This window comes from Yersinia aleksiciae, assembly GCF_001047675.1.
GTDB lineage: Bacteria > Pseudomonadota > Gammaproteobacteria > Enterobacterales > Enterobacteriaceae > Yersinia > Yersinia aleksiciae.
The window spans coordinates 669,416-694,807 of the sequence record NZ_CP011975.1; the positions used below are offsets into that span (position 1 = coordinate 669,416).

Genomic DNA, 25,392 nt, shown 5'->3' on the forward strand with positions numbered 1-25,392 from the left:
CTGATTTATAAGGATGCGTATGAAAAAGTTAACCGGCCTGATCGCAGCTCCGCACACTCCCTTTGATGAGCAGGGTGAGGTCAACTATCCCGTTATTGACCAAATCGCCGAGCATCTGGTCAATGATGGCGTGAAAGGGGTCTATGTTTGCGGCACCACTGGCGAGGGCATTCACTGCTCGGTTGAAGAGCGCAAAAAAATTGCTGAGCGCTGGGTCAACGCGGCACAAGGCAAACTGAGCATTACCTTGCACACGGGTGCACTCAGCATCAAAGATGCTGTCGATCTCTCCCGTCATGCAGAAACACTGGATATCTTCGCAACCTCCGCCATCGGACCTTGCTTCTTTAAGCCCGGCAATCTCGATGATCTCATCGCCTACTGTCAGGCCATTGCGGCCGCTGCGCCGTCGAAAGGCTTCTATTACTATCACTCTGGGATGTCCGGTGTGAATTTGGATATGGAACAATTCCTGATCAAAGCCGAATCCAAGATCCCTAACCTGTCAGGGATCAAATTCAATAATGCGGATCTCTATGAGTTCCAGCGCTGCCTACGAGTGAGTGGCGGTAAATTTGATATTCCATTTGGTGTAGATGAACATCTGCCGGGTGGTTTGGCCGTGGGCGCTATCGGCGCAGTCGGCAGCACCTATAACTATGCTGCCCCGCTGTTCCACAAAATCATTGCTGACTTCAACGCAGGCAATCAAGTCGCGGTACAGCGCAGTATGGATCAGGTTATCGCACTGATTCGAGTGCTGGTTGAGTTTGGTGGTGTTGCGGCGGGCAAAGCGGCGATGCAGTTACACGGCATTGATGCCGGTAATCCACGTCTGCCACTGCGGGCATTGACCAAAGAGCAGAAACAAACTGTCGTGAACAGAATGCGTGACGCAATATATTCTGCTTAATTGAGTGGCAATCATCGAGAACAAAATAAAAGGCCGGATATCCGGCCTTTCTTTATTATAGCGATAATAATTTAGTCAATGACGGCGCAAAATAATAGCTGCCCGTCACCGGTTTGCTGAAACCGAGCAACAGATCATGCTTGCCGTCTATTGCGCCAAACATGCTGAGTAATTGCTGCTCGATATTGTGTAAGCGTGCGCAATAAGCAATGAAATAGAGGCCATGTTTGCCACTGGCTTTACCGTAAGGCAGGCTTTGGCGCAAAATCTTCAGCCCCTTGCCATCTTCTTTCAGATCGACTCGGCTGACGTGAGAAGTGTCTGGACGTTGATCCGACGACAACTCCTGACTGTCATGCTTGGTGCGCCCAACAATTTGCTCTTGTTTATGCTCAGGGATGCGCTGCCATTTTTTCAGGTCATGCTCATAACGCTGAACCAGGATATAACTGCCGCCCGCATCCTCTTCGCCATCAGCAATCACCGCCACTTCTGGGCGGCTATCGCCCTGTGGGTTCTCGGTACCATCAATAAAGCCGGTAAAATCACGCTCTTCAACCCAGCGGAAACCGTGCGTCTCTTCTTCAACAGCAATAGCATCACCGAAAGCCGCAACCGCCGCTTGCGCTAAGGTAAAGTTGATATCCTGACGCAGTGATTGAATATGAATCAATAAATCGCGTTGAGTTGCAGGGGCAATCATTGGTGCTTTACCCAGTGGGACAAAAGGCTTTAACTCTTTCGCGCCCTGCCCATTGGATAGATCGTGCCAAACGTCAGAACCGAAAGCGATAACGGCACCGAGATGTTCATGAGGAAATTGTTGCTGCAACTCTTGCAATGAGTGGCAGAATTTTTTACAGCCCTGACGAATGGCATCAAATTCGCCCTGCACTTTTGCTTCCATAAATATGGCAAAACGGCAATGCTCCAGCAAAATGCCACTCTGTACTTGAGTCATCTTTTTTCCTTACTAAAAGCCGATATTGGTTATAGCGAATATAGTAACTGAAGCATTCAAAATTACCTTGCGTGAACGCAAAATAAAATGGAGAAGGGTGTAACATGGATAGGAATTATATTAAGGCGCTAGAAAAATAGCGCCTTAATAGGATGGGAATAAGAAGATAATAATATTTATTCGCTTTTGGCTCGCCAGATAATCTTACTCACTTTCCAGCTTTTTAACGTGTCATCAGACGGCATCAAACCTTCAGGGCCATGCCAGTCACCTGCAAATAAGTAGCTTACATGCTTGCTGTCCGGTGCGGCGCACTCTATTTGCGCGGCATCCTCACCGGTACCTTGGCGGCAAACACCAAAGGCTTTTTGATATAAATCACTAAATGGGGTGCCAATCTTGACGCCCGATTGACTAGGAATATTTTTATCCATTACGTCGATACGTTCTACCGTGCCTTTTGGCTGACCCGATATTACCAGCTTAATTTGGTCTTCTTTCATCGCCTGATAGAAAGAGACTAATTTGCCATCATTGGTCGCCATTCCGCTGCGTAACCGATAATCACCTTTCAGCCCATCTTTAATCTCATTTTCGGCCAGCGGCGTACTGGCAGTCATTCCGCCGACACCCTGATCAGTCACCTGTAAACTGCTACTGCCGCTGAACCAATTGAGCGGAGAGAGACTTGACCAAGAGAAACCGGACATGCTTGAACACCCAGCCAGCAACAAAGGGGCACCCAGTAATAACAACCGCACCCCAGACAACCGTGGGCGAATATTCATCTAAAGCTCCTTAAAAAAACCACTGCATCCAATCAGCTTCTCTGCAAAAAACACCACACAGAAGCGCAGTTATGGGCAGTTGAAAAATGATAACCAGTGGTTGGAGTCCTCAGCGCCGAAAAAGTGCCATTCCCGCGCAGGCATTGATCGCTATCACTGGTCAGCGGCGCATCTAATTTACTGCGCTCCCCAGATGAAAGCCACTGACAGTGGTTGATAAAATCCACATCACCCCCCATTTAATCACCTGATATTGAGACTTCAGCATGTTTTAACGTAAATTTGGTCTACCCTTGAGTACCAGAGAGGCTTTTGTCGCCTCCCGTTTCAGACGTAATTATTCATTCATTGAAGGAGCAATATAATGAAGAAATTAACCTTAGCTGCAACGCTTATGATGTTATGCGGTGCGCCACTGTTAGCCCACAGCGCGACCGACACCGCGAAAGGCGGCTTTGATGGCCCAGCAACTACCCAGACTCAGCCCGCGACTCAGGGCGGATTTACCGGCCCTAGCGCCACGAATACCACCGTGGATAAAGTCAAAAGTATGCGGGATGACGCCCGTGTTACCCTGCAAGGGAATATCGTCGAGCGGCTAGGCCACGATACCTATACTTTCCGCGACGACACTGGCACCATCACTGTTGATATTGATAGCAAGCGCTGGAAAGGCCAAACCATCACTCCGCAAGATAAAGTACAAATCGAAGGGAAAGTGGATAAAGACTGGAATTCAGTGGAAGTGGATGTGAAAAACATCACCAAGATTAAATAATTTATTTGGCATCTAAAGCCATTGGAGTCGCAGCTAACCCGCCTGCGGCTTCAAACCACAACAAAATCACTCCCCAAAATCATTGGAGTCGCAGGTAGGCAGCCAGCAAACGCAGCCCGATGAGCTGACTCAAGTCAGTGATTCGGGGGCGTGCGCGCAGCGAACACCCCTGCGGCTTCAAGGATGAAGGGGAGTGGGATTGACCCATGAAGACCCCGCTAACACCCCCCCATCAATGGTAATGGCTTGCCCAGTCAAATAGGCCGAGGCGGCCGAACTTAAAAAGAGCACTGCGCCAATCAAATCATCGGGATTGCCTAGGCGCCCTTGGGGAATAAAGTTCTGAAACCATTTTGAGCGATATTCGTCATCCCACAGTGGGCGTGTAAATTCAGTTTTAATAAATCCAGGCTCGATAGCATTAACTTGAATATTATCTCCCACCCATTCACGAGCCATTGCCTTGGTTAATTGACTGACCGCGGCTTTTGATGCGGCATAAACAGAGATGGTATTAAATGCGTGTTTCGCGCTCAGTGAGCTGATATTAACAATCTTCCCTCCCCCCTGTTTTGCCATATAGGGTTGGACCGCTTGCGCCAAAAAGTAGACGCTACGTAAATTGATATCAATGATGGCATCAAAGTCGTCGGCACTGACATCTTTGATCGGTTTTCGGCGATTGACACCAGCACTGGTGAGCAAGATATCAATGCGCCCCAGTTTGTCATGCACGGTATCCACCAACTGTCGGCAAGCTGCAACATCACTTAAATCGGCGGTAATCGATAAGGCTTTGCCTCCATCGGCTTCAATCGTGTCTTGAACCGGTTTGATTCGCGCGAGATCAATATCATGTAATGCCACTGTCGCGCCGGCATTCGCCAACGCCTGACTCAGCACACTGCCAATAGCTCCACCAGCCCCCGAAACCAGTACTACTTTGCCCTGCAAAGAAAATAGCTGCTCAATAATGTTGCTCATAGATACCTTCAAGTAGTCACTCGCCAACGCGACCGCCAGCAGTGAGATAAAATGTTAAAATCCATATTTTCACGAAAAGCGATACCCAAAGTCATTGGTGTTGCAAGTAGGCCGCCAGCTCCCCCTCCTGCAACTTCAAGTACAAAGGGCCTATAACTCCACTGGCCGTGCAGGGTCGATAATCCACTCACTCCAAGAACCTACATAGTGTTTGGCATCCCCCAGTCCCGCATGGGCCACCGCCAAAAGATTCTGGGCGGCAGTCACACCGGAGCCGCAGTAAAATACGGTGCGCTCAATCGGCACATCCCCCAGTAAGCGGGTGTAGTGCTGGCGTAACTCTTGCGGTGAGCGAAATAGCCCATTGCTGTCGAGTGTGTTCGCGCGATCCGCTAGTCTGGCCCCCAGAATGTGTCCTCGAACCGGATCGTGATAGACGCCGCCACCGTGGAAACCGGCTTCCGAACGGGAATCAAACACCGCCCATTCCGGGTTCTGACGGACATCGTCGACCAGCGCCACGTTCGCCTGAAAATCAGGACGCTCCTGTGCAACAAATGTGGCGGGGATTGGGGTCGGGACCTCGGTGGCGGTGGGATAACCCGCTTGAAGCCATTGGGGCCAACCGCCATCCAATACCGCCACGGCGTCATGTCCCAGCCAACGCAGCATCCACCATGTCCGCGAGGCCGCCATTAACCCGCCACTGGCGTCATACACAATGACTTGCGTGTTGGGGCCAATTCCCCACTGAGACAGCGTTTCTGCAAAGGCCTCAATCTGTGGCAATGGCCGTCGGCCGGTATGCCCAGGAATGACGGTGCCAGACAGATCCGTGGCCAGATTGGCATAGCGAGCACCGGGAATGTGCCCTGCCAGATACTGGCTTTGCCCCCAGCTTTCATCATCCAAGGTGAAACGAGCATCCAAAATGACCCAATTCGTATCGTGCAAATGTGCTGCCAATTCATTGGCTGAAATTATTGTTTTGTATGTCATATAACCCCCTGGTAAAAATAATCGATCGCATTTATCTGGGTAAGCCGGGCAGTGGAATGTGTTCCGCAACCAACCCCTGCGCTCTTAATGCGAGCCAAAAATCGTCTGGGATAGGTTGCTGAAAATTCACTGAATTCTGCGTAACCTCAGTGAGTCGAGATGGGCCGTACAGCACACTGGCAACAGCGCTGAATCCCAGCGGGAATTGCAGCGCGGCAGCGGCGAGTGGGACCGAAAAATCGGCAGCGACGGCTTGCAGCTTTCTCACACGGTCGGCCACCGAAACCGGCAATTTGCCATAGTCATAACGCGCCCCATCATGAATACCGGTCGCCAAGACACCGGAATTGAATACGCCACCAATGACGATACCTGCCCCCTCTCGCTGTGCCCGCAGCAGCTCGTCAGCATAGATATCTTGCTCAAGTAAGGTGTAACGTGATGCCACCAAAAACAGATCTAGTGGATAGCGATCCAGAAAGCGGTTAATCATGCCCGCCTCATTAACACCAGCACCGAATGCCGCAATTTCCCCAGCCGCCTTCAACTCCTCCAGCGCCCTAAAACCGCCGGACTCCAGCTCTTTTAGCTTGCCGAGCAAATCCTGTTCATGGGGGAAATAGCCCGTATCCAAGTCATGGATATATAAAATATCGACTTTATTGATCCCCAGCCGCTGTAGGCTGTCTTCATAGGAGCGCAGAATGCCGTCATAGGTGTAATCATGGACATGATCAAAAGCCAAGCCGCCTTGCCAAGGGGCTGTTTGGAAGGTTTTTCGCGAGCGAGGCACCCGCAGGCGGCGGCCCACTTTGGTTGATAGCACATAGTCATCACGACGCTTTCGATAAAGAAAACGCCCAGTTCGATGTTCCCCTTGACCGCGCCCATACCAAGGTGCGGTGTCATAGAGCCGGATACCGTTATCCCATGCTGCTTCCAGCGTCGCATGGGCATCTTGCTCCGCAATTTCTTCGAATAATTCGCCTAATGGGCATGTTCCAACCCCGACAGTCGGTATCTGAAACCCAGTTTTCCCCAATGGCCGTCTGTTTTCTAATCCCATCATCTCTCCTCACGCGACTTAATCTCTCTCGGGCTGAACTTGCCGCGCCGTTGACGCTGACAAATAGGCCGCCTCGAGTAAGCCGTAGGTTAGTAAACTGTCCCGGCCCGATGTTTCCGGTTCGCGCTTCTGGCGCAAACACGCAATAAAATGGCGCTGTGTCCGCACCACACTGTCCTGAATCTGTGTCCATGGCTCACTCGTCCATGAACGCCCGTCATGCTCGACTTTTTCCTGTCGGGATGTGCCATTGGCGTGGATGGTGAGCACCTGATCCGCCCCAATCAGCAAGGTGCCTGCTGTCCCTTCAATCTCGGTCAATGTCTGTGGAAAGGGGTCGGGGTAGCGTTTTGACGCGTAGCTGAAATCGAGCACCGTCGTTGCGCCACTGTCATGTGAGAGCACGATGGTGGCGGCATCTTCACCGGCAATGCCCGCCTTGATTTGCTGGGTGTGGCAAAACACGCCTTGAGCATCACCAAAGAGAAATCGCGCCAGATCCAACAAGTGGATCCCGACGTCCATAATCATGAAACGCTTCACTTTTATCAGGTAGGGTTGGTTCGAATAGACATCAATGGCGGTTCGCCACGAGAGCCGACCAAAGGTTAATTCCCCCAGTTCGCCGCTGTCGATAATCCTCTTGGCGGCTCTGAAAACATTCTGAAAGCGAAAGTCCTCATGCACCATCAACGGCACATTGGCCGCCTGTGCCATCGCCACCATCCGGCGGCACCCATCAAGGTCGGGCGCAAACGGCTTCTGCACAATCACCGGAATATGGTGCGACATAGCAGCGCCCACTAGTGCCTCATGGGTTTCCATCGTGGTGGGAAGATCGACGAAATCGAGCCTGTGGGTGGCGAACAGCGCGTTCACATCGTCGGTATAGTGGGCGATGCCAAATTTCTCTGCCGCCGCTTTGGCTTTCTCAATATCCAAATCACAGACCGCGACAATCTCGACATCGTCAATATCTTTCCAACCGGCCAGATGGTTTTGGGCAAAAAAACCACAACCCACCACGGCCCCTTTTAATCTTGAAGTCATTGGGTTAGTTATCTCTGATAATGGATTCTTGCCACTGCATAGGCATCCAACGTGAGACCCTGACCGATATCGCGCACGTCGCTTTCCTGACGAAAGTGTTGTGGCGATAACGCCGCCTGTTCACTGTGAGCAACATCCAAAATGCGCACCTGAGCCACACCCACATCGGCTAGCGTGACATTCACTGGCTCGCTGGCAAGATTAGCCATCAGCAGGACATTCTCCTTACCCTCTTGCCAGCCAATAACCGCCAATTTTTCACTGTCTGATGCCACTTCAAGGCGCGTTTTTCCGCTGCCAGAAGCCAAATCAGCCACCACATGGAAGAGCGGATACACACTGCCCTCCTCCTGCGTATCCCACCACTCACGGGCATAGCGTTGTTGAGTTGAGATCACGCCAAACGGCCCGGTCGGTGCTCCTAGCACCAAGGTGTCGACCCCGTGTTTGGCTATCGTCGCGGCATAGCCGACATGCCATGCCGCAGCAAATAGGCCACGTTGGCGGGGATCATTAGCCGCCAAACCCACGCGCGCAGAGTCCGGATTGGCGACGGGGCCACTGCCATAGGGGTTTAACCGCGCACCAATGCCAATCGGGCCGATGCGATAAGGCACATTTCTCGCAATCTGTTTTTCAGAACCAAGAATCTGCTTTTCAGAACCACCAATCTGTTTTTCCGCACAAATAATCTGTCGGGCAGAGCGAATGATGTGGGGTAGCGATTGCAAGGTTTCGATAACCGATGCATCGTCGGCCGCATGAACTGTTGGCGTGGTCGCGTGAGTAATAAAGTCGAATGCACCAATAGAGGGGCGTTTGCGGTTGAATTCCGTAAAGAAAGCGGGGCTTCCCCCGCCAATCGGAATAGCAGGAAACGCTTTTTTAGCTTCGCGATAGATATCCACATCCGAGGGGGATGGCGGACGAGTCTCGCCGGGCTGGAATGAGCGCTCATCAATCTTGGGGAAAATCGCGACTGACAGCGGCGCAATGCCGACATCCTTCAATAATTGCGCTGCCTGTGCGATCTCCGGTGCGGGGTCATGGCTGGCAGTGAGCAACAATTCAAATGCCACCGGCAAATGGGTGCGGGAGGCCAGTTGGCTGGCGGCGGCAAGATGTTCACTCTTGTGCTGAGCGGCAGGGTCATAGCGCAGCAATAAATGGACAGGGCCAATCTGCGCCAGTTGTGGCGCATGGGCGATGGCATCGGCACTCTCATCAGCGGACAATCCCAGACCTATCGCGGGAATAACCTGTTTTGTGACCGCCCCTACCGCCACTTGAGCAGAGGCTGCGGTTTTGATGACAGGCTGTTCATCTGATGGGATCGCATTGTCGCTAATATGGATAATGACCGATTGATGCGACACTTGCTCCGGCTGCAAATGGTAGGGATAAGGCAGGCCAATTGGGCGGCTGTATATTTTAAAAGAGGCATCTGACCAATTACGATGATCTTCGGCTTCAAAAGTATCGCCCTCAAATCGGGTGACGACTGACAGGTGCTTGATTGGCCGATGAGTCATTGCGCGAATATTGAATATCGGCTGTCCAGGGCTAATGGCATCAGGGATCGTTAACTCTTCACTCGCCCCTTCAGCGTGTTCAACCTGAACAGCGCTGCCCGCAAATCCGACCAAAGGATAGAGCACAACAAACCCGGTACGATTGGTGGCAAAAGGTGTCTCGGCAGCAATACGGGCGCTGGCTGACAATGCCCCATCGCTGCGCCCGGTAAAGCGGATGTTGACCCTGAGCTGTTCGCTGCCATTGGTGTAATGTGCCTGATAGCTCACTTCAAAGGTATCATCACTCTGCTGAATATTTAATCCGCTAATCTGCGGTTCGGGGGTGCCCCACCCCGGCGTGCGAACCAAAAATGTCAGCGCGCGCAAAATCTCGACGCCACGCCAACGAATCCAGCGCAAAGCGCCATGATCAAATTCGGCGGATAACGACGTTGCCGACAGCGTTTGTTTGGCCGCCTCAATGGCCGAAGTACCGGTCAGGAAAACAGCTCTGCTCATCGTTTTTGCCTCTTGATGAAGATATCAAATGTCACGGCGGCAACAATAATGATGCCAATCAGCAACTGCTGTAGGTAGGGAGAGATATTCAAAATAACCAGCCCATTGAGCAACACGCCAATCAGCAGGGTGCCAATCACCGTCCCCCAAATACTGCCCGTGCCGCCATACAAACTGGTGCCACCAATCACCACCGCCGCGATCACATACAACTCATACTGATTACCCGCCACGGCCTCCGCCGAATTCAGACGCGCGGTGAGTAAAAAACCGCCTAATCCGGCCAGTAATCCGGTCAGCACATATACACTGGCCACTACCCCTTTTACATTCAGGCCACATAAGCGCGCCGCTTCCGAATTTGAGCCAATGGCATAGACCGAGCGGCCATAGCGGGTAAAATGCAGGGTCACTGAGGCGATAATCGCCACCAGCGCAAAGACAATAACCGGCACCGGAACCGGCCCGATCATGCCTCGCCCCCACCAGCCTAAGGCGTCATCAAACCCACTGACGGGGCTGCCATTGCTGATCATCAGTGTCAGGCCACGAAACACGGTCAACCCACCTAATGTCACGACAAATGCCGGCACAGCCAGGCGTGCGATGATCAATCCTTGCAGTGCGCCCGCCACCCCGCCGGTAATGATTGCGGCCAATGCAGCCCATTGCCAGGCAATCACCCGCCCATCAGCGAACAGCATAAACTGGCCTTCAATACCGCCCTTGGCGACCACGGCGGCGACCATGCCTGATAACGCGGCGATGGCCCCGACGGATAAATCAATGCCACGGGTCAAAATAATAAATGTCATTCCCACGGCAATAATGCCGTAGATAGAAACCTGTCTGACAATATTGAAAAGATTGATTGATGAGAGAAAACGCGGGGCTAATAACGTAAATAGCGCCATTAACAGCACAAGAAAAATCAGCGGGGCGTAACGCGCCAGAATAGCTTTCTTCTTACTGCTGTTCTTATTTCCAATCAGGATTGTCGAACTCATAGTCATCTCTCTAATCCAATAAATTAATTCACACTGGCGCAATTATTCACACAGGGACAACAGGGCGCGTCATCAATTGCATGACATTTTCTTCATTGGCCTCATGCGCCAATAACTCGCCGGTTAATTGCCCCGAGCGCATAGTGAGGATGCGGTCACTGACGGCAAGCACCTCAGGTAAATCCGAGGAGATCAAAATGATCGCCACGCCCTTTGCCGCCATATCACGCAGCAGCCGATGGACATCCGCTTTAGCGGCAATATCCACTCCGCGCGTCGGCTCATCGACAATCAGCAGCGCCGGGTTCTGAGCCATCCAACGGGCCAGTACCACCTTTTGCTGGTTGCCCCCCGACAAGGTGGCGATGTCGGCCCCCAAACTGACGGCGCGCAGGTTTAACTTTTTTTTAAAATCAAGAAAGGAGAGCCGCTCACGTTGACGATCAATAAAGTGACGAGCGGTGCGTAAAGGTGAATGGATAATCGCGAAATTCTCTTCTACCGTCAGAGACATAAACAAGGCTTGCTGCTTACGATCCTCTGGCACCAAGCCGATACCGGCAACAATCGCATCACGTGGTGAGGTCGGGTGATAGGCTTTCCCCTGAAGACGTAATGTGCCGGTGCCTATCGGATCTGCACCAAAGAGCAACCGGGCAATTTCTGTTCTACCAGCCCCCACCAGCCCGGCAAAACCGACGATTTCGCCCGCTTTCACCGTAAAACTGACATTCCGTACTGCCACTCGCTCAAAGCCAGTGGCGGCGCTCGACAGGTTTTCAACTTCCAAAATATTGTGGCCCGTCGTGTCACGCGCTGAGTGATCAAAAGTCGCTAAATCACGCCCGACCATCAGCCGTACAAGGCCATCAATAGAGATATTCTTAACCTCGCCCTGCCCAACAAGCTGACCATCCCTTAATACGCTGTAGGTTTCGCATAAGGCCTTGATCTCTTCCAATCGGTGGCTGACATAAATAACAGCCACACCGCTTTCAGCAATGGTCCGCACTGCCTGCTTTAATTTTTCGACTTCCGTTGGGCTTAATGCTGCGGTGGGCTCATCCATGATAATTAAGCGGGGTTTGGAGGTGAGCGCCCGCGCAATTTCAACTAATTGCTGTTCCGCAATACTTAATTCCGCAATTTTGCGTAACGGATTAATAGGGACACCCAGTAATTCTAATACTTGGCGCGCATCATTCAGGATGGCGTTCCAGCGAACAAAGCCAAATCGATTAACCGGCAAGTGCCCAGCAAAAATAGTTTCGGCAACCGTTAAATCAGGAAAAAGACTAAATTCCTGATGGATAGTTGTAATACCGGTTTTCCAGGCATCTAGCGGCTTATTAAATGATGTCGAACGGCCTTGTAAAATAACAGTGCCACCATCGGGTTGATGCACGCCGCTTAATATATTAATTAGCGTAGATTTACCCGCACCATTCTCACCTAATAGCGCTCTTATTTCCCCCGCCCGCAAAGAAAAAGAGACGCTATCCAGCACGGTCTGACCAAAAAATGATTTGGTCAGATTCCGGATACTAATATATTCATCTCCATCCCGATTCACTGCCGGAGAAACGGGATGTGAAGATAATAATAGAGTCTCGACCGACATTATTTTACGAGCCCGATGCGTTCTGCATCATTAAGATTCTGGCTGGTAATCGCGACTGGGCTAACTAAAACATCGACTGTTGCAGGGCGAGCGCCGGTGCGGATGTAATCGGTCAGGATTTTTACCGCTTCACGGCCCTGTTTACCCGGATACTGATCGACTGTCGCGGTGAGCACACCATCACGTACCGCTTTCAGGGCATCGGTGGAACCATCATAGCCAAAGATAGCCACCTTGCCCTTCAGACCGCGAGCCTCGACCGCTTGTGCGGCACCCAATGCGCTATCATCATTACCCGCGACAATCACGGTTGGGGTATTTGCCAAACCGGTTAACAGATTCTCTGTCACTGATAAACCTTGGTCGCGGTTAAAGCGCGCAGTTTGCTCGGCGACAAATTTGTAAAGTTCAGGGTGCTTATCTAATGTGTCGTGCACGCCCTTACTGCGGTCATTGGCTGTCTTATCACCTGGGATTCCCTGCAAGTTAATAATAGTGGCACCCTGAGGGAATAATTTCTCTACGGCTTCGCCTTGACGCTGCGCACCGATTAAATTATCTGCTGCCACGTTGGCAATCACCTCGGGCACCCCATTGACCGGGCGGTCAATGGTGACAACTGAAATACCTTCTTTAATGGCGCTACGTAATACCGGTGCCAATGCCGTTGCATCGGCGGGTGCGATAATAATGCCATCAACCCCTTGAACAATTGCCGCTTCAATATCAGCAATTTGTTTAGGCGCGCTTAATTGACCATCAGAACGAATAATTTTTACATGGCCCAATGTTTTAGCTTCATCTTCAAGTTGTTCTTGTAGAAAAACAAAATGTGGGAAGCTGTATGATAATGCTGAGACTAAAATCGTCACCGGCGCATCTTTGCCTTTCGGCGCAGCATTAGCGGAGTAAGCAAAGGTGCTTAATGTAATAGCTAACGTTGTCATTAAATAAGTTACTTTACGCATAAGAATATATTTCCCCGTTTATACCCGTCATACTTCAAGCTGCATGTGCGTTGGCGACGATAAATATCCCGAATCATTTATCACAGTAAACTCATCGGGATTACCTCTCATACCGCCCTCCTGCAACACGAATTATTTAGGGCATGTATAAAATTATCTAATATATTAAAATTAGAAAAATAGAATTAAGAAAGCGATTAATAAAAAACGCTGCAAGTCTTATTGGTAAATACAATAGAATTGGACTATATCATGGGAAATATTATTTTAAATGGCAGTTCTACAGAATATTTTCACATTTAATTATGCGAAAAATAGAATACCTATATCAGTAAAAGTATTAACTAAAGAACATAATGATATTTACGATGTAATGATCGAAAGTCCCCGACTGCGCAAATAAGGAATTAACGTCAGCAGACCGCACACGAACCCTACCGACCCATCATGAAGAAAGCAGCCCAAGGCATACTTGCGCGGAAAGACCCCTGACTTGGGGATAGGGTTGCCCCACCTCATTACGCCAAATGTATCATCACCCGCCAGTGGCTTTAAAAACCAACCATCAATACTCCTGATCCACAATCAGCCGTTTGCCCAGCATGATGGTGTCTTGAGTTTCGTAATCGAGCTTTTCATACATGCCAATTACCGCGTCATTGTCTTCGCGCACCATGATATTCAGCTTCGGGCAGCCACGAGCGATGAGTTTCTTTTCCAGACGGCTGATCAGCGCATTGGCAAAGCCACGTCCGCGAAAATCGGGGTGCACCCCCAGGTAATATGCCGAGCCACGGTGGCCGTCATAACCGCCCATGATCGAGCCGACAATTGCGCCGCTGACCTCTGCGACTAAAAACAATTCGGGATCATGGTTCAGCTTACGCTCAATATCCATCTCCGGATCGTTCCAAGGCCGCAGTAAGTCGCAATGCTCCCACAGCAGAATGACTTCTTCAAAATCGGTTTGCTGAAATACGCGGATTTCCATGGATATTCGCACCCTTGAGTCAAATGGATATGTGATGATTACGCAATATTATATCACGCCATAATAAAGTTATATTTCCCCTAGTGATAGTACGTAATGATATTTGGGCAGAACCAGATAAATCTCGTTCGGCTCCCGCTCAATAAGCTCTAATCCACACCGAGAGTACAACACTGGCGGTAAATCGGGGTATACTTGGCCCCTGAAAATTACCCGATAATTAGAACCCTTCTGATGAATTTACCCGATATAGCCCAAATCAAAACCTATCTGCTGGATTTGCAGGATAAAATCTGTGTCGCACTGGCCGCAGCCGATGGCAGCGCTACGTTCACCGAAGAGAACTGGACCCGCGAAGAGGGTGGTGGTGGGCGCAGCCGGGTATTGATTAATGGCGCGGTATTTGAGCAGGCGGGGGTTAACTTTTCCCACGTTTCAGGCGCGATGCTTCCCGCATCCGCTACGGCACATCGCCCCGAATTGGCCGGTCGCAGTTTTCAGGCCCTGGGCGTATCACTGGTTATTCACCCGCTCAGCCCCTATTTGCCCACCAGCCATGCCAATGTGCGTTTCTTTATCGCCGAGAAACCCGGCGAAGATCCAGTGTGGTGGTTTGGCGGCGGCTTTGATTTAACGCCCTTTTATGGCTTTGAAGAGGATGCAGTTCACTGGCATCAGACCGCCTATCAGCTGTGCCAGCCCTTTGGTAAACAAGTCTATCCGCGCTATAAAAAATGGTGCGATGACTATTTTTATATTAAGCATCGTAATGAAGCGCGGGGGATCGGCGGCTTGTTCTTTGATGATCTGAACAGCCCTGATTTTGCTACCTGCTTCCACTTCACTCAGGCGGTCGGTGATGGCTTCCTCGATGCCTATTTGCCGATTGTCGAACGGCGTAAGACGCTGAGTTGGGGCGAACGTGAACGCCAGTTCCAGCTTTATCGCCGTGGCCGTTACGTTGAATTCAATTTGGTTTGGGATCGCGGTACCTTGTTCGGTTTGCAAACCGGTGGGCGCACAGAGTCTATTTTGATGTCCATGCCGCCACTGGTGCGCTGGGAATATAACTATCAACCGACGGCAGATAGCGCTGAAGCGGCGTTGTACCGCGATTTTCTGCCCGTCAAAGATTGGCTAACCGCAGGGGAACAGCACTGATGCAAATTTGGGTTGATGCGGACGCCTGTCCGAATGTGATTAAAGAGGTGCTGTTTCGCGCCGCTGATCGTACTGGCATCATGGTGACACTGGTGGCGAATCAGCCACTGAAAACACCGCCATCTAAATTTATCCGCACGTTACAGGTTGCCTCCGGTTTTGATGTCGCCGATAACGAAATCGTGCAGCGGGTGGAAAAAAATGATCTGGTGATCACCGCCGATATCCCACTGGCGGCAGAGGTGATTGAGAAAGGCGGTATCGCGCTCAATCCACGCGGTGAGCGCTACACCCCTGATACCATCCGTGAGCGGCTGAATATCCGTGATTTTATGGATACCATGCGCGCCAGTGGCATTCAGACCGGTGGCCCCAATACCTTAAATCAGCGTGACCGCCAGCAGTTTGCCAACGAACTGGATAAGTGGCTACAGCAAGCCAGCAAGGCCCGATAAGTCAAAACCCGCCGAGGCGGGTTTAATACTCAAAGTCATTGGCGTTGCAGCCATTGCGTGAATCCAGAATCACTGACATCAGTCAGTGATTAGGCTGAACGAAAGCCGCCAACAACGTTGCAACGTCTAGGACGAAGAGTATTTACAACGGCTCTGTTTGCGCCTCGACGACGGCTAACGCCACCATATTCACGATACGCCGCACCGATGCAATCTGCGTCAGAATATGAACCGGTTTTGCTACACCCATTAATACCGGCCCGACCGTCACCCCTTCCGACGACGTGACGCGCAGCAGGTTATAACTGATACGTGCAGCTTCCATATTCGGCATAATCAATATGTTGGCCGCCCCTTTCAGCGGGCTATCTGGCATTAGGTTATGGCGGATACTCTCCACCAGTGCGGCATCACCGTGCATCTCACCATCAATTTCCAGCTCAGGTGCCATCTGATTGACCAGCGCCAAGGTGCGACGCATTTTGCGTGCCGCCGGACAATCTGAAGAGCCGAAGCTTGAATGAGATAGCAGGGCAACTTTTGGCTCGATACCGAAGCGGCGCACAGTTTCAGCCGCCATTAACGTGATCTCCGCCAACTGCTCTGGTGTCGGATCGTCATTGACGTAAGTATCGGCAATAAAGGTGTTACCCGTCGGCAGCAGCAGTGCATTCATCGCCCCCGCCACATGTGCGCCCTCGCGGAAACCAAACACTTTCTCCACCACATCATAATGTTCATGATAAGTGCCGATAGTACCGCAAATCATCGCGTCAGCTTCACCTCGGTGCACCATGATGGCACCAATCAGGGTTGGGTTGCCAATCACTGCGCGGCGGGCCTGCTCTTGCGACACCCCACGGCGTTTCATGATTTGATAATATTCGTGCCAGTATTCATTAAAGCGCGGGTCAGACTCATTATTGACCACTTCAAAATCTTTGCCGATGGCAATTTGCAGGCCCAATTTCTTCAGCCGGGTCTCAATCACCGTTGGGCGACCAATCAAAATCGGGTACGCCAGCCCTTGCGAAATCAGCTCCTGAGTGGCGTGCAACACCCGCTCTTCTTCCCCTTCCGCCAACACCACCCGCTTCATCTCTTTCTTCGCTTGCGAGAAGATCGGCTTCATAAACAGGTTAGTTTTGTAGACGAACTCTGTCAGTTTCTCGATGTAAGCATTGAAGTCAGTAATCGGGCGAGTGGCTACGCCGGAATCCATCGCGGCTTTAGCCACCGCGGGCGCGATTTTTACAATCAGACGCGGATCGAATGGTTTCGGGATAATGTATTCAGGGCCGAAGGAGAGATCTTGCTCACCGTAAGCTGACGCCACCACATCACTCTGCTCAGCCAGCGCCAGGTCGGCGATGGCATGTACACAAGCCAGCTTCATCTCTTCATTGATAGTGGTCGCGCCCACATCCAGCGCGCCACGGAAGATGAATGGGAAGCAGAGTACGTTATTGACCTGATTCGGGTAATCCGAGCGGCCAGTACAGATAATCGCATCTGGGCGCACCGCTTTCGCCAGCGGCGGCAAGATTTCAGGTTCCGGGTTCGCCAGCGCCAGAATCAGCGGGCTAGGAGCCATGGTTTTCACCATATCTTGGGTTAACACACCTGGGCCGGAACAACCGAGGAAGATGTCCGCACCCGGCATGGCATCGCCCAGTGTGCGCTGACCATTGTCATCAATGGCATAAGCCGCTTTGGTTTCAGCCATATTGGCTTCACGGCCCTTATAAATAACGCCTTTGGAATCACAAGCAGTGATATTGTGATGCTTTAATCCCAGCGCCACCAGCAAGTTTAAACAGGCGATGGAGGCTGCACCAGCACCGGAAACCACCAGTTTCACATCACTGATATCTTTTTTCACTACCCGCAAGCCATTGAGCACGGCGGCAGTACAGATAATCGCAGTGCCATGCTGATCGTCATGGAATACTGGGATCTTCATGCGCTCGCGTAATTTCTGCTCAATATAAAAACACTCCGGCGCTTTAATATCTTCCAGATTGATGCCGCCAAAAGTCGGTTCCAGCGAGGCGATAATATCAATTAATTTGTCTGGATCGAGCTCATCCACTTCAATATCAAAAACATCGATACCCGAGAATTTTTTAAACAGAACGCCCTTACCTTCCATGACCGGTTTACCGGCTAATGCGCCGATATTTCCCAGCCCAAGCACTGCGGTGCCGTTGGAAATAACCGCGACCAAGTTACCGCGCGCGGTATATTTGTAGGCAGCCGAAGGATCTGCTGCAATTTCCAAACAGGGGGCCGCAACACCGGGAGAATAAGCCAGCGCCAAATCCCGTTGGGTCGCTAGCGGCTTGGTGGGTGATACCTGAATTTTTCCTGGGGTGGGGAATTGGTGAAAATCAAGCGCACTCTGTTTCAATTGTTCGTCCATTGTAGGTTCCCTTTGCTTTTATGTTTTGAGGTAATAGCTGAACCAGTATAGTGAGTGAATCATCACAATCTATGAACTAGGACATACTCTGCATAACATTTTTGTATCAATCGCGGAATTTACTTATCAATCAGAAGGGATTATCAACAATGGGGGAGTGGATCTACTCTCCAAAGAGATGGATTTGAGCGTATTGCAACAGCATAATCGTCTTGCCATCTTTAATCCGACCGTCGGCAATCATGGCAATCGCCTCAGTGAATGGCAGTTCAACCACTTCAATGACCTCATCTTCTACGCCAACATCGTTGGTGACTTTCTGATCCGCATGATATTCAGCGGCAAAGAAATAGATAATTTCAGTCACGCCGCCCGGCGACATATAGGCTTCAAATAACTTTTGGACCTTATCAATCTGATAACCAGTCTCTTCCATGGCTTCACGGCGGATACACTCTTCCGGCGAGTCGTTATCCAATAATCCTGCGCAGGTTTCTAATAGCATGCCTGTCGGATTACCATTAACGTAAGTGGGCATGCGGAATTGGTTTATCAGTACCACGGTGCCCTTTTCACGGTTATACAGCAGAATAGTCGCGCCATTACCCCGGTCATAGACTTCGCGGATTTGTTGTACGGTGGTGCCATCATCAGCTTTTAAATCAAAGGTATATTTGTGTAATTTAAACCAATTTTTGGATAACAGTTCAGGCTGAATATTTTCAATTTTAACTGACATAGTGCTTTTCTCTACTCCCAACAACACCATAAAGTTTTATCTACTTAGATAACGCCACTCCGAGCTCATTTGCAATAGGCACTCGTGTAATAAAATATGCCCCGATACGGGGCATATAAGAAAAGATTAATCAGGATATTTACGATTAAAAACCGTTAGGAACATCCTTCATATCCGGTAACTTATGGGCAATGCCTTTATGGCAGTCGATACAGGTCTTGCCTTCAGTAATGGCTTTACTGTGCATCTTCGCCGCCACGGTTTTTTGCGCAGTGAAATCCATATTGTCGAAGTTATGGCAGTTGCGGCACTCTTGCGAGCCATTGGCTTTCATGCGCGCCCACTCATTTTCGGCCATGGCCAGACGATGAGCCTCAAACTTTTGCGGCGTATTAATCAGGCCGATGGTCTTGGCATACAGCTCTTTACTGGCCTTGATTTTACGCACCATTTTTGGCCCCCACTCATGGGGTACGTGACAATCCGGGCAGGTCACCTTCACACCACTGCGGTTGCTGTAGTGGATGGTTCCCATGTACTCCTGATAAACGTTGTCTTTCATTTCATGGCAGCTGATACAGAATTTCTCGGTATTCGCCATCTCCATGCCGGTATTAAAACCGCCCCAGAAAATGATGCCACTGACAAAGCCAATCAGCAGTAAAGTCCCTAGCGCCAGTCGGCTTGGCCGACGCCACCACTGCCATATCCGGCGGATCACTCCCGGCTTTTTAGTTTCACTCATCACTGGCCTCTCTCATCGCTAATCTCACAGTAACACCCGGGTTATTGACCAAAGCCAGGGGCGGGTTGGAAGCTGTTACCGACAATCGGTGCGGCATCGGTTTGTGGTACATGGCATTGCAGGCAGAAGTAGCGACGTGGCGAGACTTCACTCGACACTCGGCCATCGCGGTCAATAAAGTGGGTCGGGCTGATGCGCGGTGCACCAGTGGTGCGATAGTGCTCAACGCCGTGGCACTGCAAGCAGCGGTTGGTGTTTTTGCTGATTTGATAGCCATCCACGCTATGGGGGATCAGCGGTGGCTGGTTAACATAGTTCAGCGCCATCCGCTGTTGCTGTTTCGGCATTTTCACCTTGCCTTCCGCCGTCCCAGAGACTTCCGGTGACTGGGTTAAATCCATCTCGACATTGCTGGCCGCATTGACCGCGCCGGTGACCACCAATACCGCCAACAGCGATATGATGGCCAAAAATCGGCGATTTAGTGATTTAAACATCGTGCTATTCATTATTTCCTCCTGAAAGACACCGTCTTTTCCTGAGCATCCCTGGATGATTGTTAACAGTGAGTGGCTGAGCCCGCCCCGCAGGGCGAGCCGCCGTATCACGCCACTACCCGCGCCAATTTCACCGCGCATTTCTTGAAGTCTGTCTCTTTGGATAGCGGATCGGTGGCATCCAGCGTCAGGTTATTCACCAGTTGTGCAGCATCGAAGAACGGCATATACACCAACCCTTCTGGTGGGCGGTTGCGACCTCGGGTTTCGACCAGAGAGATCAACTCACCACGGCGTGAAATCACTTTCACCTTGTCGCCACGGTGTAAACCGCGTTTTTTGGCATCCAGCGGATGAATGAATAGCACCGCCTCTGGGAAGGCACGGTGTAACTCAGGCACGCGGCGGGTCATCGAACCGGTGTGCCAGTGCTCCAGCACACGACCAGTGGAGAGCCACAGGTCATACTCTTCATCTGGGCTTTCGGCGGCCGGTTCGTAAGGCAGGGCGAATATCACCGCTTTGCCGTCCGGCTTGCCATAGAAGCGTACCTCTTCGCCTTTCGGTACGAAGGGATCGAAGCCTTCGCGATAGCGCCATAGCGTCTCTTTACCATTGACCACCGGCCAGCGCAGACCGCGCTCTTGATGGTAACGATCGAACGGGGCTAAATCATGGCCATGACCGCGACCAAAATCGGCGTACTCTTCAAACAGCCCTTTCTGGAGGTAGAAACCGAAATCGCGCGCTTCGTCGTTCAGTTGATCGGCAGGAATTTCACTCAGCGGGTATTTGCTCACTACATCGTTGGCAAACAGCACCTCATACAGTGTCTTACCGCGATATTCCGGCTTCTTGTTAACCAATTCAGCCGGCCACACTTCTTCGACTTTGAAGCGTTTGGCGAACTCAACCATCTGCCACAGATCAGATTTTGCTTCGCCCGGAGCCGTGACTTGCTGACGCCAGAACTGAGTGCGGCGTTCTGCATTACCGTAAGCGCCCTCTTTCTCAACCCACATCGCCGTCGGCAAGATAAGGTCAGCCGACAGCGCACTGATGGTCGGATAGGGGTCGGAGACGATAATGAAGTTGCGCGGATCACGCCAGCCCGGCATGCGATCTTCGTTGATATTTGGGCCAGCCTGCATGTTGTTGTTGCACATCACCCAGTAGGCATTGAGGGTGCCATCTTTCAGCGCCCGGTCTTGTGCTACGGCGTGCAGCCCCACTTTCTCTGGGATAGTTCCGGCAGGCAGTTGCCATTTGGTTTCAGCAATCTGGCGATGTTTTTCGTTGGTCACCACCATATCCGCAGGCAGGCGGTGAGAGAAGGTCCCCACTTCACGCGCGGTGCCGCAAGCCGATGGTTGACCGGTCAGGGAGAAAGGCCCGGAACCCGGTTTGGAGATCTTGCCAGTTAACAGATGCAGGTTGTAGCACATGTTGTTGGCCCAGACACCACGGGTGTGCTGGTTGAAACCCATGGTCCAGTAGGAGACCAGTTTCACTTTTGGGTCGGCATACAGTTGCGCCAGTGACTCAAGTTGATCTTCCGGCACGCCGCTCATTTTAGACGCTTTTTCGACCGTGTATTCGGCGACAAAAGCTTTGAAATCGTCAAAGCTGATTGGCTCGGAAGCATCGCTACCCGGATTCTTCGCCGCTTTTTCCAGTGGATGCGTTGGTCGTAAACCATAGCCAATATCAGTGGCGCCACGACGGAAATTCACATGGCGGTCAAGGAAGGCCTGATCAACCGCATTGTTTTGAATGATGTAATTGGCGATGTAATTCATGATCGCCAGATCGGTCTGTGGGGTGAAGACCATCGGGTTATCTGCCAGTTCAAAGCTGCGGTGCTCATAGGTCGAGAGGACGGCAATTCTGACATTTTCATTGGTCAGGCGGCGGCTGGTCATGCGCGACCATAAAACCGGGTGCATCTCCGCCATATTGGAGCCCCAGAGCACGAAGGCATCCGCTTCTTCAATATCATCGTAGCAACCCATAGGCTCATCCATGCCGAAGGTGCGCATAAAGCCCACTACGGAGGAGGCCATACAGTGACGGGCATTCGGATCAAGGTTGTTGGAGCGGAAGCCCGCTTTCAGTAATTTCGAGGCCGCATAGCCCTCCCAGACCGTCCATTGGCCGGAGCCAAACATGCCGACAGCCGTCGGGCCTTTCTCTTTTAGCGCATTTTTGAATTTCAGTTCCATGATATCAAAGGCTTTTTCCCAACTAATGGGGGTGAAATCGCCCTCTTTATCATACTGGCCATCCTTCATCCGCAGCAGCGGCTGGGTCAGACGGTCTTTGCCGTACATAATTTTTGGTAGGAAATAGCCTTTCACGCAGTTCAACCCACGGTTGACCGGTGAATCAGGGTCACCTTGCGATGCCACGATGCGGCCATTTTGCGTCCCGACCAAGACACCACAGCCAGTACCACAGAATCGGCAAGGTGCTTTATCCCACTTTATTGCGTTTGATGTCTCACCCACGACGGCCTTAGCGACCGTGGGTATGGTCAATCCGGCTGCGGCAGCTGCGGCGACCGCAGCATTGGCCTTCATAAAATCCCGGCGACTGAGTTTCATGGCATTTCCTCACCTTGCTGATCCTGCTGGTGATACACCAGCGATACAGCCAGCACACCGTCCAGATTACGTGCTGACTCAATATAATTCAGGAGCACGTCTGAGCGCGCCGCCTGCATAACCACCACCAGCTTGCCTTGGGCGGCATCACTGGTCGGTATTTCTGTGCCCGGGATCGCCAGCAAGCTGTCAGTCAGCTGCGCGAATCGCGCCGGTTTGGCTTGCAGTACCAATCCGCAAACATGCCACTCTTTATCGTCCATCATCACTCCGGGTGAGGGTTACGGCCTGAACAGGGCAACCGGGTACGCACGCACCGCAGCCAGTACAGGCAGGCAAATCTAATTCGGGCTGAGCAATGCCATTCAGGCGTGGGCGAAACTTAATCGCCTGCGTCTCACAGCTATCCTGGCAGCTACGGCACTCAATATGGTGAAAAGGCAAACAGCGGTCTGATATTGTGATTTTAAGTGACCATGCTGCCCGTTCCGTCGAGGTAAAAACATCGGCTTCACATGCCTGCACGCAAGCCCGGCAAAAGCTGCATTCGGCACGCTGGAAATCGATTTCAGGGAATCCACCACTGCCCGCGATCAACACGCCGGTTTCGCAGGCGGCGACACAGGCATGGCAGCGGGTACAACCCGCAATAAAATCAGCCTCCATGACCGACCAAGGGGGGCGAATAACAGAGAGTTGCTGCTTATCTGCTCGCCAAGAACCCGTCAGTAATTTACGCCGCGATAAATCAGTCATGCTGATATCCTTAATATCGTCTGGCGCGCCCGTGTGTGCGATAGAGATCGTTCATTTAGCCCCCGAGTATTCATATCGGGATGATGATAATTATTCTTATTTATATTGATGAAAGAGATTCCCCAGTGTTTACGTACTAAATACAGAATAATGAGTAATAAAATAATTACTCTTTAGGGTTAATCGGTGGGAGATATTGAGCAGGATCAATTAAATTAGTGGTTATTTACCTGATTTGTCGCTGTTAAATCTATTTGCGTTATCACCTTATTTATATAACGATTTGTTTAATGAGAATAGCTATCAAATCAAGCTGATACTTTGGTAATTATTTCTTCAGATAAAGTGCAGCTGTTAAATGAATTTGGCTGGAGGTTTTAAAACAGTCCCCCCACCTCGCGGGTAAAAATAGAGATCCATTCGGAACCCTTTTATACTACGTAGGAGAATTACCACGAGAAATCGGGTAAGACTGCGGTACACTAAAATCATAGGTCAGCTAACTATGATTGATAACAGGGTTAGCCTAATTAGCGACCAAAAAAATAATTCACATTTAACTGCAGATATTTATACCTAAAGTCATTGGAATTGCTGGTAGGCGACAAACGAACGTCCCCCGATAAGCTAATTTTGATTAACTGAGTCGGGTGAATCCACATCGCTAACCCCTGCGGTTTCACGTTAATAAAGGTATAACCGTTTTTTCGGTTACAGGGACATTACTTATTATGACTAAAAGTCACACCATTATGATCGTTGATGATCATCCACTTATGCGCCGAGGCATTCGCCAATTACTTGAACTAGATAGCAATTTTGATGTTGTTACTGAAGCCAACTGCGGCAGTGACGCCATTGTTGAAGCTGCTCGATATCAGCCGGATGTCATTCTGCTCGATCTGAATATGAAAGGAATGTCTGGGCTAGATACGTTGAAAGCGTTACGGAATGAAGGTATTGATGCGCGGATTATTATCCTCACCGTCTCTGATGCCCGCAACGATGTGTATGCCATGATTGATGCTGGCGCTGATGGTTACCTGCTCAAAGACAGCGAACCGGAGATATTGCTGGAAAATATCCGTCAGGCGGCACAGGGTGAAAAAGTATTCAGTGATGAAGTCACACAGTATTTATCTTCCCGCCACGAACAAGTTAATCCTTTCAGTGAATTAACCGAGCGTGAATTAGATGTGCTGCAAGAAGTGGCGCGTGGGATGTCCAATAAACAAGTTGCTTTTGAGTTACACATTTCCGAAGAAACCGTGAAAGTACACATTCGCAATTTATTGCGTAAGTTGAATGTTCGTTCGCGTGTGGCGGCAACCATCATGTTTTTGGAAAATAAAAAATACTAGCCGCCGCCCTGCTTGTTCATTCTCAGCCAACAACCCTAGCCGCGAGGCTATTCAATGGCCGCTAAGATAAATTCATGGTTATCGTATATCCATTTTTTATTCAGTGGCCCCCAGCTATCTAACTGGTAATGGCCCGCGTTATTGCGCACACCCTGCTGGACAAATGTCAGTGTGACGCCCAAACCGGGCAGTGCTTTTAAGACATCCTGCAACGTTCGCCGTGGCCATCCCGTCAATTCCATCAAGCGCGGCACGTTCAGCGAATCATCACTGCTGATAAGCCAGCACAGATAGAGACGACGGGCAAATACCGGATTGAGTTCCATACACATTCCTATGTTGAGTGACTGTTATTCAGTCTACTTGATACCCAGAAAAACACCTGTTTATCACTCTTTTCTGCATCAAAGTGAATTAACTAAGCTTTACCGAGGTTTTTTTACAGGTTCTCCTTATTTTCTTCACGTTTCCTTCCGCTTTCCCGCGTAGAGTGC

General features: G+C 50.7%; 24 protein-coding genes. 5 read left to right on the forward strand and 19 right to left on the reverse strand.

What is annotated here, in order from left to right; genetic code table 11:
- Positions 1-19 precede the first annotated feature (19 nt).
- Positions 20-913 (forward strand): dihydrodipicolinate synthase family protein, encoded by an 894-nt coding sequence (locus ACZ76_RS03245; RefSeq protein WP_048616762.1) that lies wholly within the window; start codon positions 20-22, stop codon positions 911-913.
- Positions 914-968: 55 nt separating this feature from the next.
- Here the strand turns inward: ACZ76_RS03245 and ACZ76_RS03250 are convergent, their stop codons facing one another.
- Both ACZ76_RS03250 and ACZ76_RS03255 read right to left on the reverse strand, forming a co-directional pair.
- Positions 969-1,874 (reverse strand): Dyp-type peroxidase, encoded by a 906-nt coding sequence (locus ACZ76_RS03250; protein ID WP_048616764.1) that lies wholly within the window; start codon positions 1,872-1,874, stop codon positions 969-971.
- Positions 1,875-2,050: 176 nt separating this feature from the next.
- Positions 2,051-2,662, reverse strand: coding sequence for an RpoE-regulated lipoprotein (locus ACZ76_RS03255; RefSeq protein WP_048616766.1), 612 nt, complete (start codon positions 2,660-2,662; stop codon positions 2,051-2,053).
- Positions 2,663-3,026: 364 nt separating this feature from the next.
- Here ACZ76_RS03255 and ACZ76_RS03265 point away from each other — a divergent pair, with 364 nt between their 5' ends.
- Positions 3,027-3,440 carry a YgiW/YdeI family stress tolerance OB fold protein gene (locus ACZ76_RS03265; protein ID WP_048616770.1) on the forward strand — a complete coding sequence of 138 codons (414 nt, stop codon included), beginning with the start codon at positions 3,027-3,029 and terminating at the stop codon, positions 3,438-3,440.
- Between the two features lie 177 nt (positions 3,441-3,617).
- Here ACZ76_RS03265 and ACZ76_RS03270 read toward each other — a convergent pair whose 3' ends face one another.
- From ACZ76_RS03270 to ACZ76_RS03310, 9 genes are all read right to left on the reverse strand, one after another.
- Positions 3,618-4,424, reverse strand: coding sequence for an SDR family NAD(P)-dependent oxidoreductase (locus ACZ76_RS03270; protein WP_071840461.1), 807 nt, complete (start codon positions 4,422-4,424; stop codon positions 3,618-3,620).
- Positions 4,425-4,574: 150 nt separating this feature from the next.
- Positions 4,575-5,423 carry a sulfurtransferase gene (locus ACZ76_RS03275; RefSeq protein WP_048616774.1) on the reverse strand — a complete coding sequence of 283 codons (849 nt, stop codon included), beginning with the start codon at positions 5,421-5,423 and terminating at the stop codon, positions 4,575-4,577.
- Positions 5,424-5,454: 31 nt separating this feature from the next.
- Positions 5,455-6,489, reverse strand: coding sequence for an aldo/keto reductase (locus ACZ76_RS03280; protein WP_048616776.1), 1,035 nt, complete (start codon positions 6,487-6,489; stop codon positions 5,455-5,457).
- An 18-nt stretch (positions 6,490-6,507) separates the two neighbouring features.
- Positions 6,508-7,539, reverse strand: a complete 1,032-nt coding sequence (locus tag ACZ76_RS03285) for a Gfo/Idh/MocA family protein (protein WP_048616778.1) — start codon at positions 7,537-7,539, stop codon at positions 6,508-6,510.
- An 8-nt stretch (positions 7,540-7,547) separates the two neighbouring features.
- Complete coding sequence (locus ACZ76_RS03290; protein WP_048616780.1) at positions 7,548-9,572, reverse strand: hypothetical protein; 2,025 nt, start codon at positions 9,570-9,572, stop codon at positions 7,548-7,550.
- Positions 9,569-10,579: an ABC transporter permease gene (locus tag ACZ76_RS03295; RefSeq protein ID WP_074007571.1), complete on the reverse strand. Its 1,011-nt coding sequence runs from the start codon at positions 10,577-10,579 to the stop codon at positions 9,569-9,571. The genes ACZ76_RS03290 and ACZ76_RS03295 overlap by 4 nt, the downstream gene beginning before the upstream one ends.
- A gap of 46 nt (positions 10,580-10,625) precedes the next feature.
- Positions 10,626-12,200 carry a sugar ABC transporter ATP-binding protein gene (locus tag ACZ76_RS03300; protein ID WP_235428208.1) on the reverse strand — a complete coding sequence of 525 codons (1,575 nt, stop codon included), beginning with the start codon at positions 12,198-12,200 and terminating at the stop codon, positions 10,626-10,628.
- The gene (locus ACZ76_RS03305) at positions 12,200-13,168 is read right to left on the reverse strand and encodes a substrate-binding domain-containing protein (protein ID WP_048616782.1); all 969 of its coding nucleotides are present in this window, start codon (positions 13,166-13,168) and stop codon (positions 12,200-12,202) included. The genes ACZ76_RS03300 and ACZ76_RS03305 overlap by 1 nt, the downstream gene beginning before the upstream one ends.
- Before the next feature lie 565 nt (positions 13,169-13,733).
- The gene (locus ACZ76_RS03310; protein ID WP_048616784.1) at positions 13,734-14,159 is read right to left on the reverse strand and encodes a GNAT family acetyltransferase; all 426 of its coding nucleotides are present in this window, start codon (positions 14,157-14,159) and stop codon (positions 13,734-13,736) included.
- A gap of 234 nt (positions 14,160-14,393) precedes the next feature.
- Between ACZ76_RS03310 and hemF the strand changes: the two genes are divergently transcribed.
- The gene (gene hemF / locus ACZ76_RS03315; protein WP_048616786.1) at positions 14,394-15,320 is read left to right on the forward strand and encodes an oxygen-dependent coproporphyrinogen oxidase; all 927 of its coding nucleotides are present in this window, start codon (positions 14,394-14,396) and stop codon (positions 15,318-15,320) included.
- Positions 15,320-15,775: a YaiI/YqxD family protein gene (locus tag ACZ76_RS03320; protein WP_048616788.1), complete on the forward strand. Its 456-nt coding sequence runs from the start codon at positions 15,320-15,322 to the stop codon at positions 15,773-15,775. The genes hemF and ACZ76_RS03320 overlap by 1 nt, the downstream gene beginning before the upstream one ends.
- Positions 15,776-15,917: 142 nt before the next feature.
- Here the strand turns inward: ACZ76_RS03320 and maeB are convergent, their stop codons facing one another.
- The 7 genes from maeB to napF all read right to left on the reverse strand — a co-directional run bounded on the left by maeB (position 15,918) and on the right by napF (position 23,537).
- Positions 15,918-18,197 carry an NADP-dependent oxaloacetate-decarboxylating malate dehydrogenase gene (maeB, locus tag ACZ76_RS03325; protein WP_048616791.1) on the reverse strand — a complete coding sequence of 760 codons (2,280 nt, stop codon included), beginning with the start codon at positions 18,195-18,197 and terminating at the stop codon, positions 15,918-15,920.
- 163 nt (positions 18,198-18,360) lie between these two features.
- A complete protein-coding gene (gene nudK / locus ACZ76_RS03330; RefSeq protein ID WP_048616792.1) occupies positions 18,361-18,936 on the reverse strand; it encodes a GDP-mannose pyrophosphatase NudK in 576 nt (191 codons plus the stop codon).
- Positions 18,937-19,081: 145 nt separating this feature from the next.
- Complete coding sequence (gene napC / locus ACZ76_RS03335) at positions 19,082-19,681, reverse strand: cytochrome c-type protein NapC (RefSeq protein ID WP_048616794.1); 600 nt, start codon at positions 19,679-19,681, stop codon at positions 19,082-19,084.
- Between the two features lie 41 nt (positions 19,682-19,722).
- Positions 19,723-20,190 carry a nitrate reductase cytochrome c-type subunit gene (gene napB, locus ACZ76_RS03340; protein ID WP_048616796.1) on the reverse strand — a complete coding sequence of 156 codons (468 nt, stop codon included), beginning with the start codon at positions 20,188-20,190 and terminating at the stop codon, positions 19,723-19,725.
- A gap of 95 nt (positions 20,191-20,285) precedes the next feature.
- Positions 20,286-22,781, reverse strand: a complete 2,496-nt coding sequence (gene napA / locus ACZ76_RS03345) for a nitrate reductase catalytic subunit NapA (RefSeq protein WP_048616798.1) — start codon at positions 22,779-22,781, stop codon at positions 20,286-20,288.
- Positions 22,778-23,044: a chaperone NapD gene (gene napD / locus ACZ76_RS03350; protein ID WP_032815592.1), complete on the reverse strand. Its 267-nt coding sequence runs from the start codon at positions 23,042-23,044 to the stop codon at positions 22,778-22,780. Before napD ends, napA begins: the two co-directional genes overlap by 4 nt.
- Complete coding sequence (napF, locus tag ACZ76_RS03355) at positions 23,034-23,537, reverse strand: ferredoxin-type protein NapF (protein ID WP_048616801.1); 504 nt, start codon at positions 23,535-23,537, stop codon at positions 23,034-23,036. The genes napD and napF overlap by 11 nt, the downstream gene beginning before the upstream one ends.
- 731 nt (positions 23,538-24,268) lie before the next feature.
- On the opposite strand from napF, the gene narL reads away from it, so the two are divergent.
- Positions 24,269-24,898 carry a two-component system response regulator NarL gene (narL, locus tag ACZ76_RS03360; protein WP_048616803.1) on the forward strand — a complete coding sequence of 210 codons (630 nt, stop codon included), beginning with the start codon at positions 24,269-24,271 and terminating at the stop codon, positions 24,896-24,898.
- 47 nt (positions 24,899-24,945) lie between these two features.
- On the opposite strand, the gene ACZ76_RS03365 is transcribed toward narL, so the two are convergent.
- Complete coding sequence (locus ACZ76_RS03365; RefSeq protein WP_048616805.1) at positions 24,946-25,224, reverse strand: winged helix-turn-helix domain-containing protein; 279 nt, start codon at positions 25,222-25,224, stop codon at positions 24,946-24,948.
- Between the last annotated feature and the right edge of the window lie 168 nt (positions 25,225-25,392).

What these genes read in the sequence shown, in the direction of transcription:
- ACZ76_RS03310 (WP_048616784.1), bottom strand. Translation starts at nt 14,159, where the DNA reads ATGGAAATCCGCGTATTTCAGCAAACCGATTTTGAAGAAGTCATTCTG.
- maeB (WP_048616791.1), bottom strand. Translation starts at nt 18,197, where the DNA reads ATGGACGAACAATTGAAACAGAGTGCGCTTGATTTTCACCAATTCCCC.
- ACZ76_RS03290 (WP_048616780.1), bottom strand. Translation starts at nt 9,572, where the DNA reads ATGAGCAGAGCTGTTTTCCTGACCGGTACTTCGGCCATTGAGGCGGCC.
- napF (WP_048616801.1), bottom strand. Translation starts at nt 23,537, where the DNA reads ATGACTGATTTATCGCGGCGTAAATTACTGACGGGTTCTTGGCGAGCA.
- napC (WP_048616794.1), bottom strand. Translation starts at nt 19,681, where the DNA reads ATGAGTGAAACTAAAAAGCCGGGAGTGATCCGCCGGATATGGCAGTGG.
- napA (WP_048616798.1), bottom strand. Translation starts at nt 22,781, where the DNA reads ATGAAACTCAGTCGCCGGGATTTTATGAAGGCCAATGCTGCGGTCGCC.
- ACZ76_RS03275 (WP_048616774.1), bottom strand. Translation starts at nt 5,423, where the DNA reads ATGACATACAAAACAATAATTTCAGCCAATGAATTGGCAGCACATTTG.
- napB (WP_048616796.1), bottom strand. Translation starts at nt 20,190, where the DNA reads ATGAATAGCACGATGTTTAAATCACTAAATCGCCGATTTTTGGCCATC.
- ACZ76_RS03255 (WP_048616766.1), bottom strand. Translation starts at nt 2,662, where the DNA reads ATGAATATTCGCCCACGGTTGTCTGGGGTGCGGTTGTTATTACTGGGT.
- ACZ76_RS03280 (WP_048616776.1), bottom strand. Translation starts at nt 6,489, where the DNA reads ATGGGATTAGAAAACAGACGGCCATTGGGGAAAACTGGGTTTCAGATA.
- ACZ76_RS03250 (WP_048616764.1), bottom strand. Translation starts at nt 1,874, where the DNA reads ATGACTCAAGTACAGAGTGGCATTTTGCTGGAGCATTGCCGTTTTGCC.
- ACZ76_RS03245 (WP_048616762.1), top strand. Translation starts at nt 20, where the DNA reads ATGAAAAAGTTAACCGGCCTGATCGCAGCTCCGCACACTCCCTTTGAT.
- ACZ76_RS03270 (WP_071840461.1), bottom strand. Translation starts at nt 4,424, where the DNA reads ATGAGCAACATTATTGAGCAGCTATTTTCTTTGCAGGGCAAAGTAGTA.
- ACZ76_RS03365 (WP_048616805.1), bottom strand. Translation starts at nt 25,224, where the DNA reads ATGGAACTCAATCCGGTATTTGCCCGTCGTCTCTATCTGTGCTGGCTT.
- ACZ76_RS03305 (WP_048616782.1), bottom strand. Translation starts at nt 13,168, where the DNA reads ATGCGTAAAGTAACTTATTTAATGACAACGTTAGCTATTACATTAAGC.
- ACZ76_RS03265 (WP_048616770.1), top strand. Translation starts at nt 3,027, where the DNA reads ATGAAGAAATTAACCTTAGCTGCAACGCTTATGATGTTATGCGGTGCG.
- hemF (WP_048616786.1), top strand. Translation starts at nt 14,394, where the DNA reads ATGAATTTACCCGATATAGCCCAAATCAAAACCTATCTGCTGGATTTG.
- napD (WP_032815592.1), bottom strand. Translation starts at nt 23,044, where the DNA reads ATGGACGATAAAGAGTGGCATGTTTGCGGATTGGTACTGCAAGCCAAA.
- ACZ76_RS03320 (WP_048616788.1), top strand. Translation starts at nt 15,320, where the DNA reads ATGCAAATTTGGGTTGATGCGGACGCCTGTCCGAATGTGATTAAAGAG.
- nudK (WP_048616792.1), bottom strand. Translation starts at nt 18,936, where the DNA reads ATGTCAGTTAAAATTGAAAATATTCAGCCTGAACTGTTATCCAAAAAT.
- narL (WP_048616803.1), top strand. Translation starts at nt 24,269, where the DNA reads ATGACTAAAAGTCACACCATTATGATCGTTGATGATCATCCACTTATG.
- ACZ76_RS03300 (WP_235428208.1), bottom strand. Translation starts at nt 12,200, where the DNA reads ATGTCGGTCGAGACTCTATTATTATCTTCACATCCCGTTTCTCCGGCA.
- ACZ76_RS03295 (WP_074007571.1), bottom strand. Translation starts at nt 10,579, where the DNA reads ATGAGTTCGACAATCCTGATTGGAAATAAGAACAGCAGTAAGAAGAAA.
- ACZ76_RS03285 (WP_048616778.1), bottom strand. Translation starts at nt 7,539, where the DNA reads ATGACTTCAAGATTAAAAGGGGCCGTGGTGGGTTGTGGTTTTTTTGCC.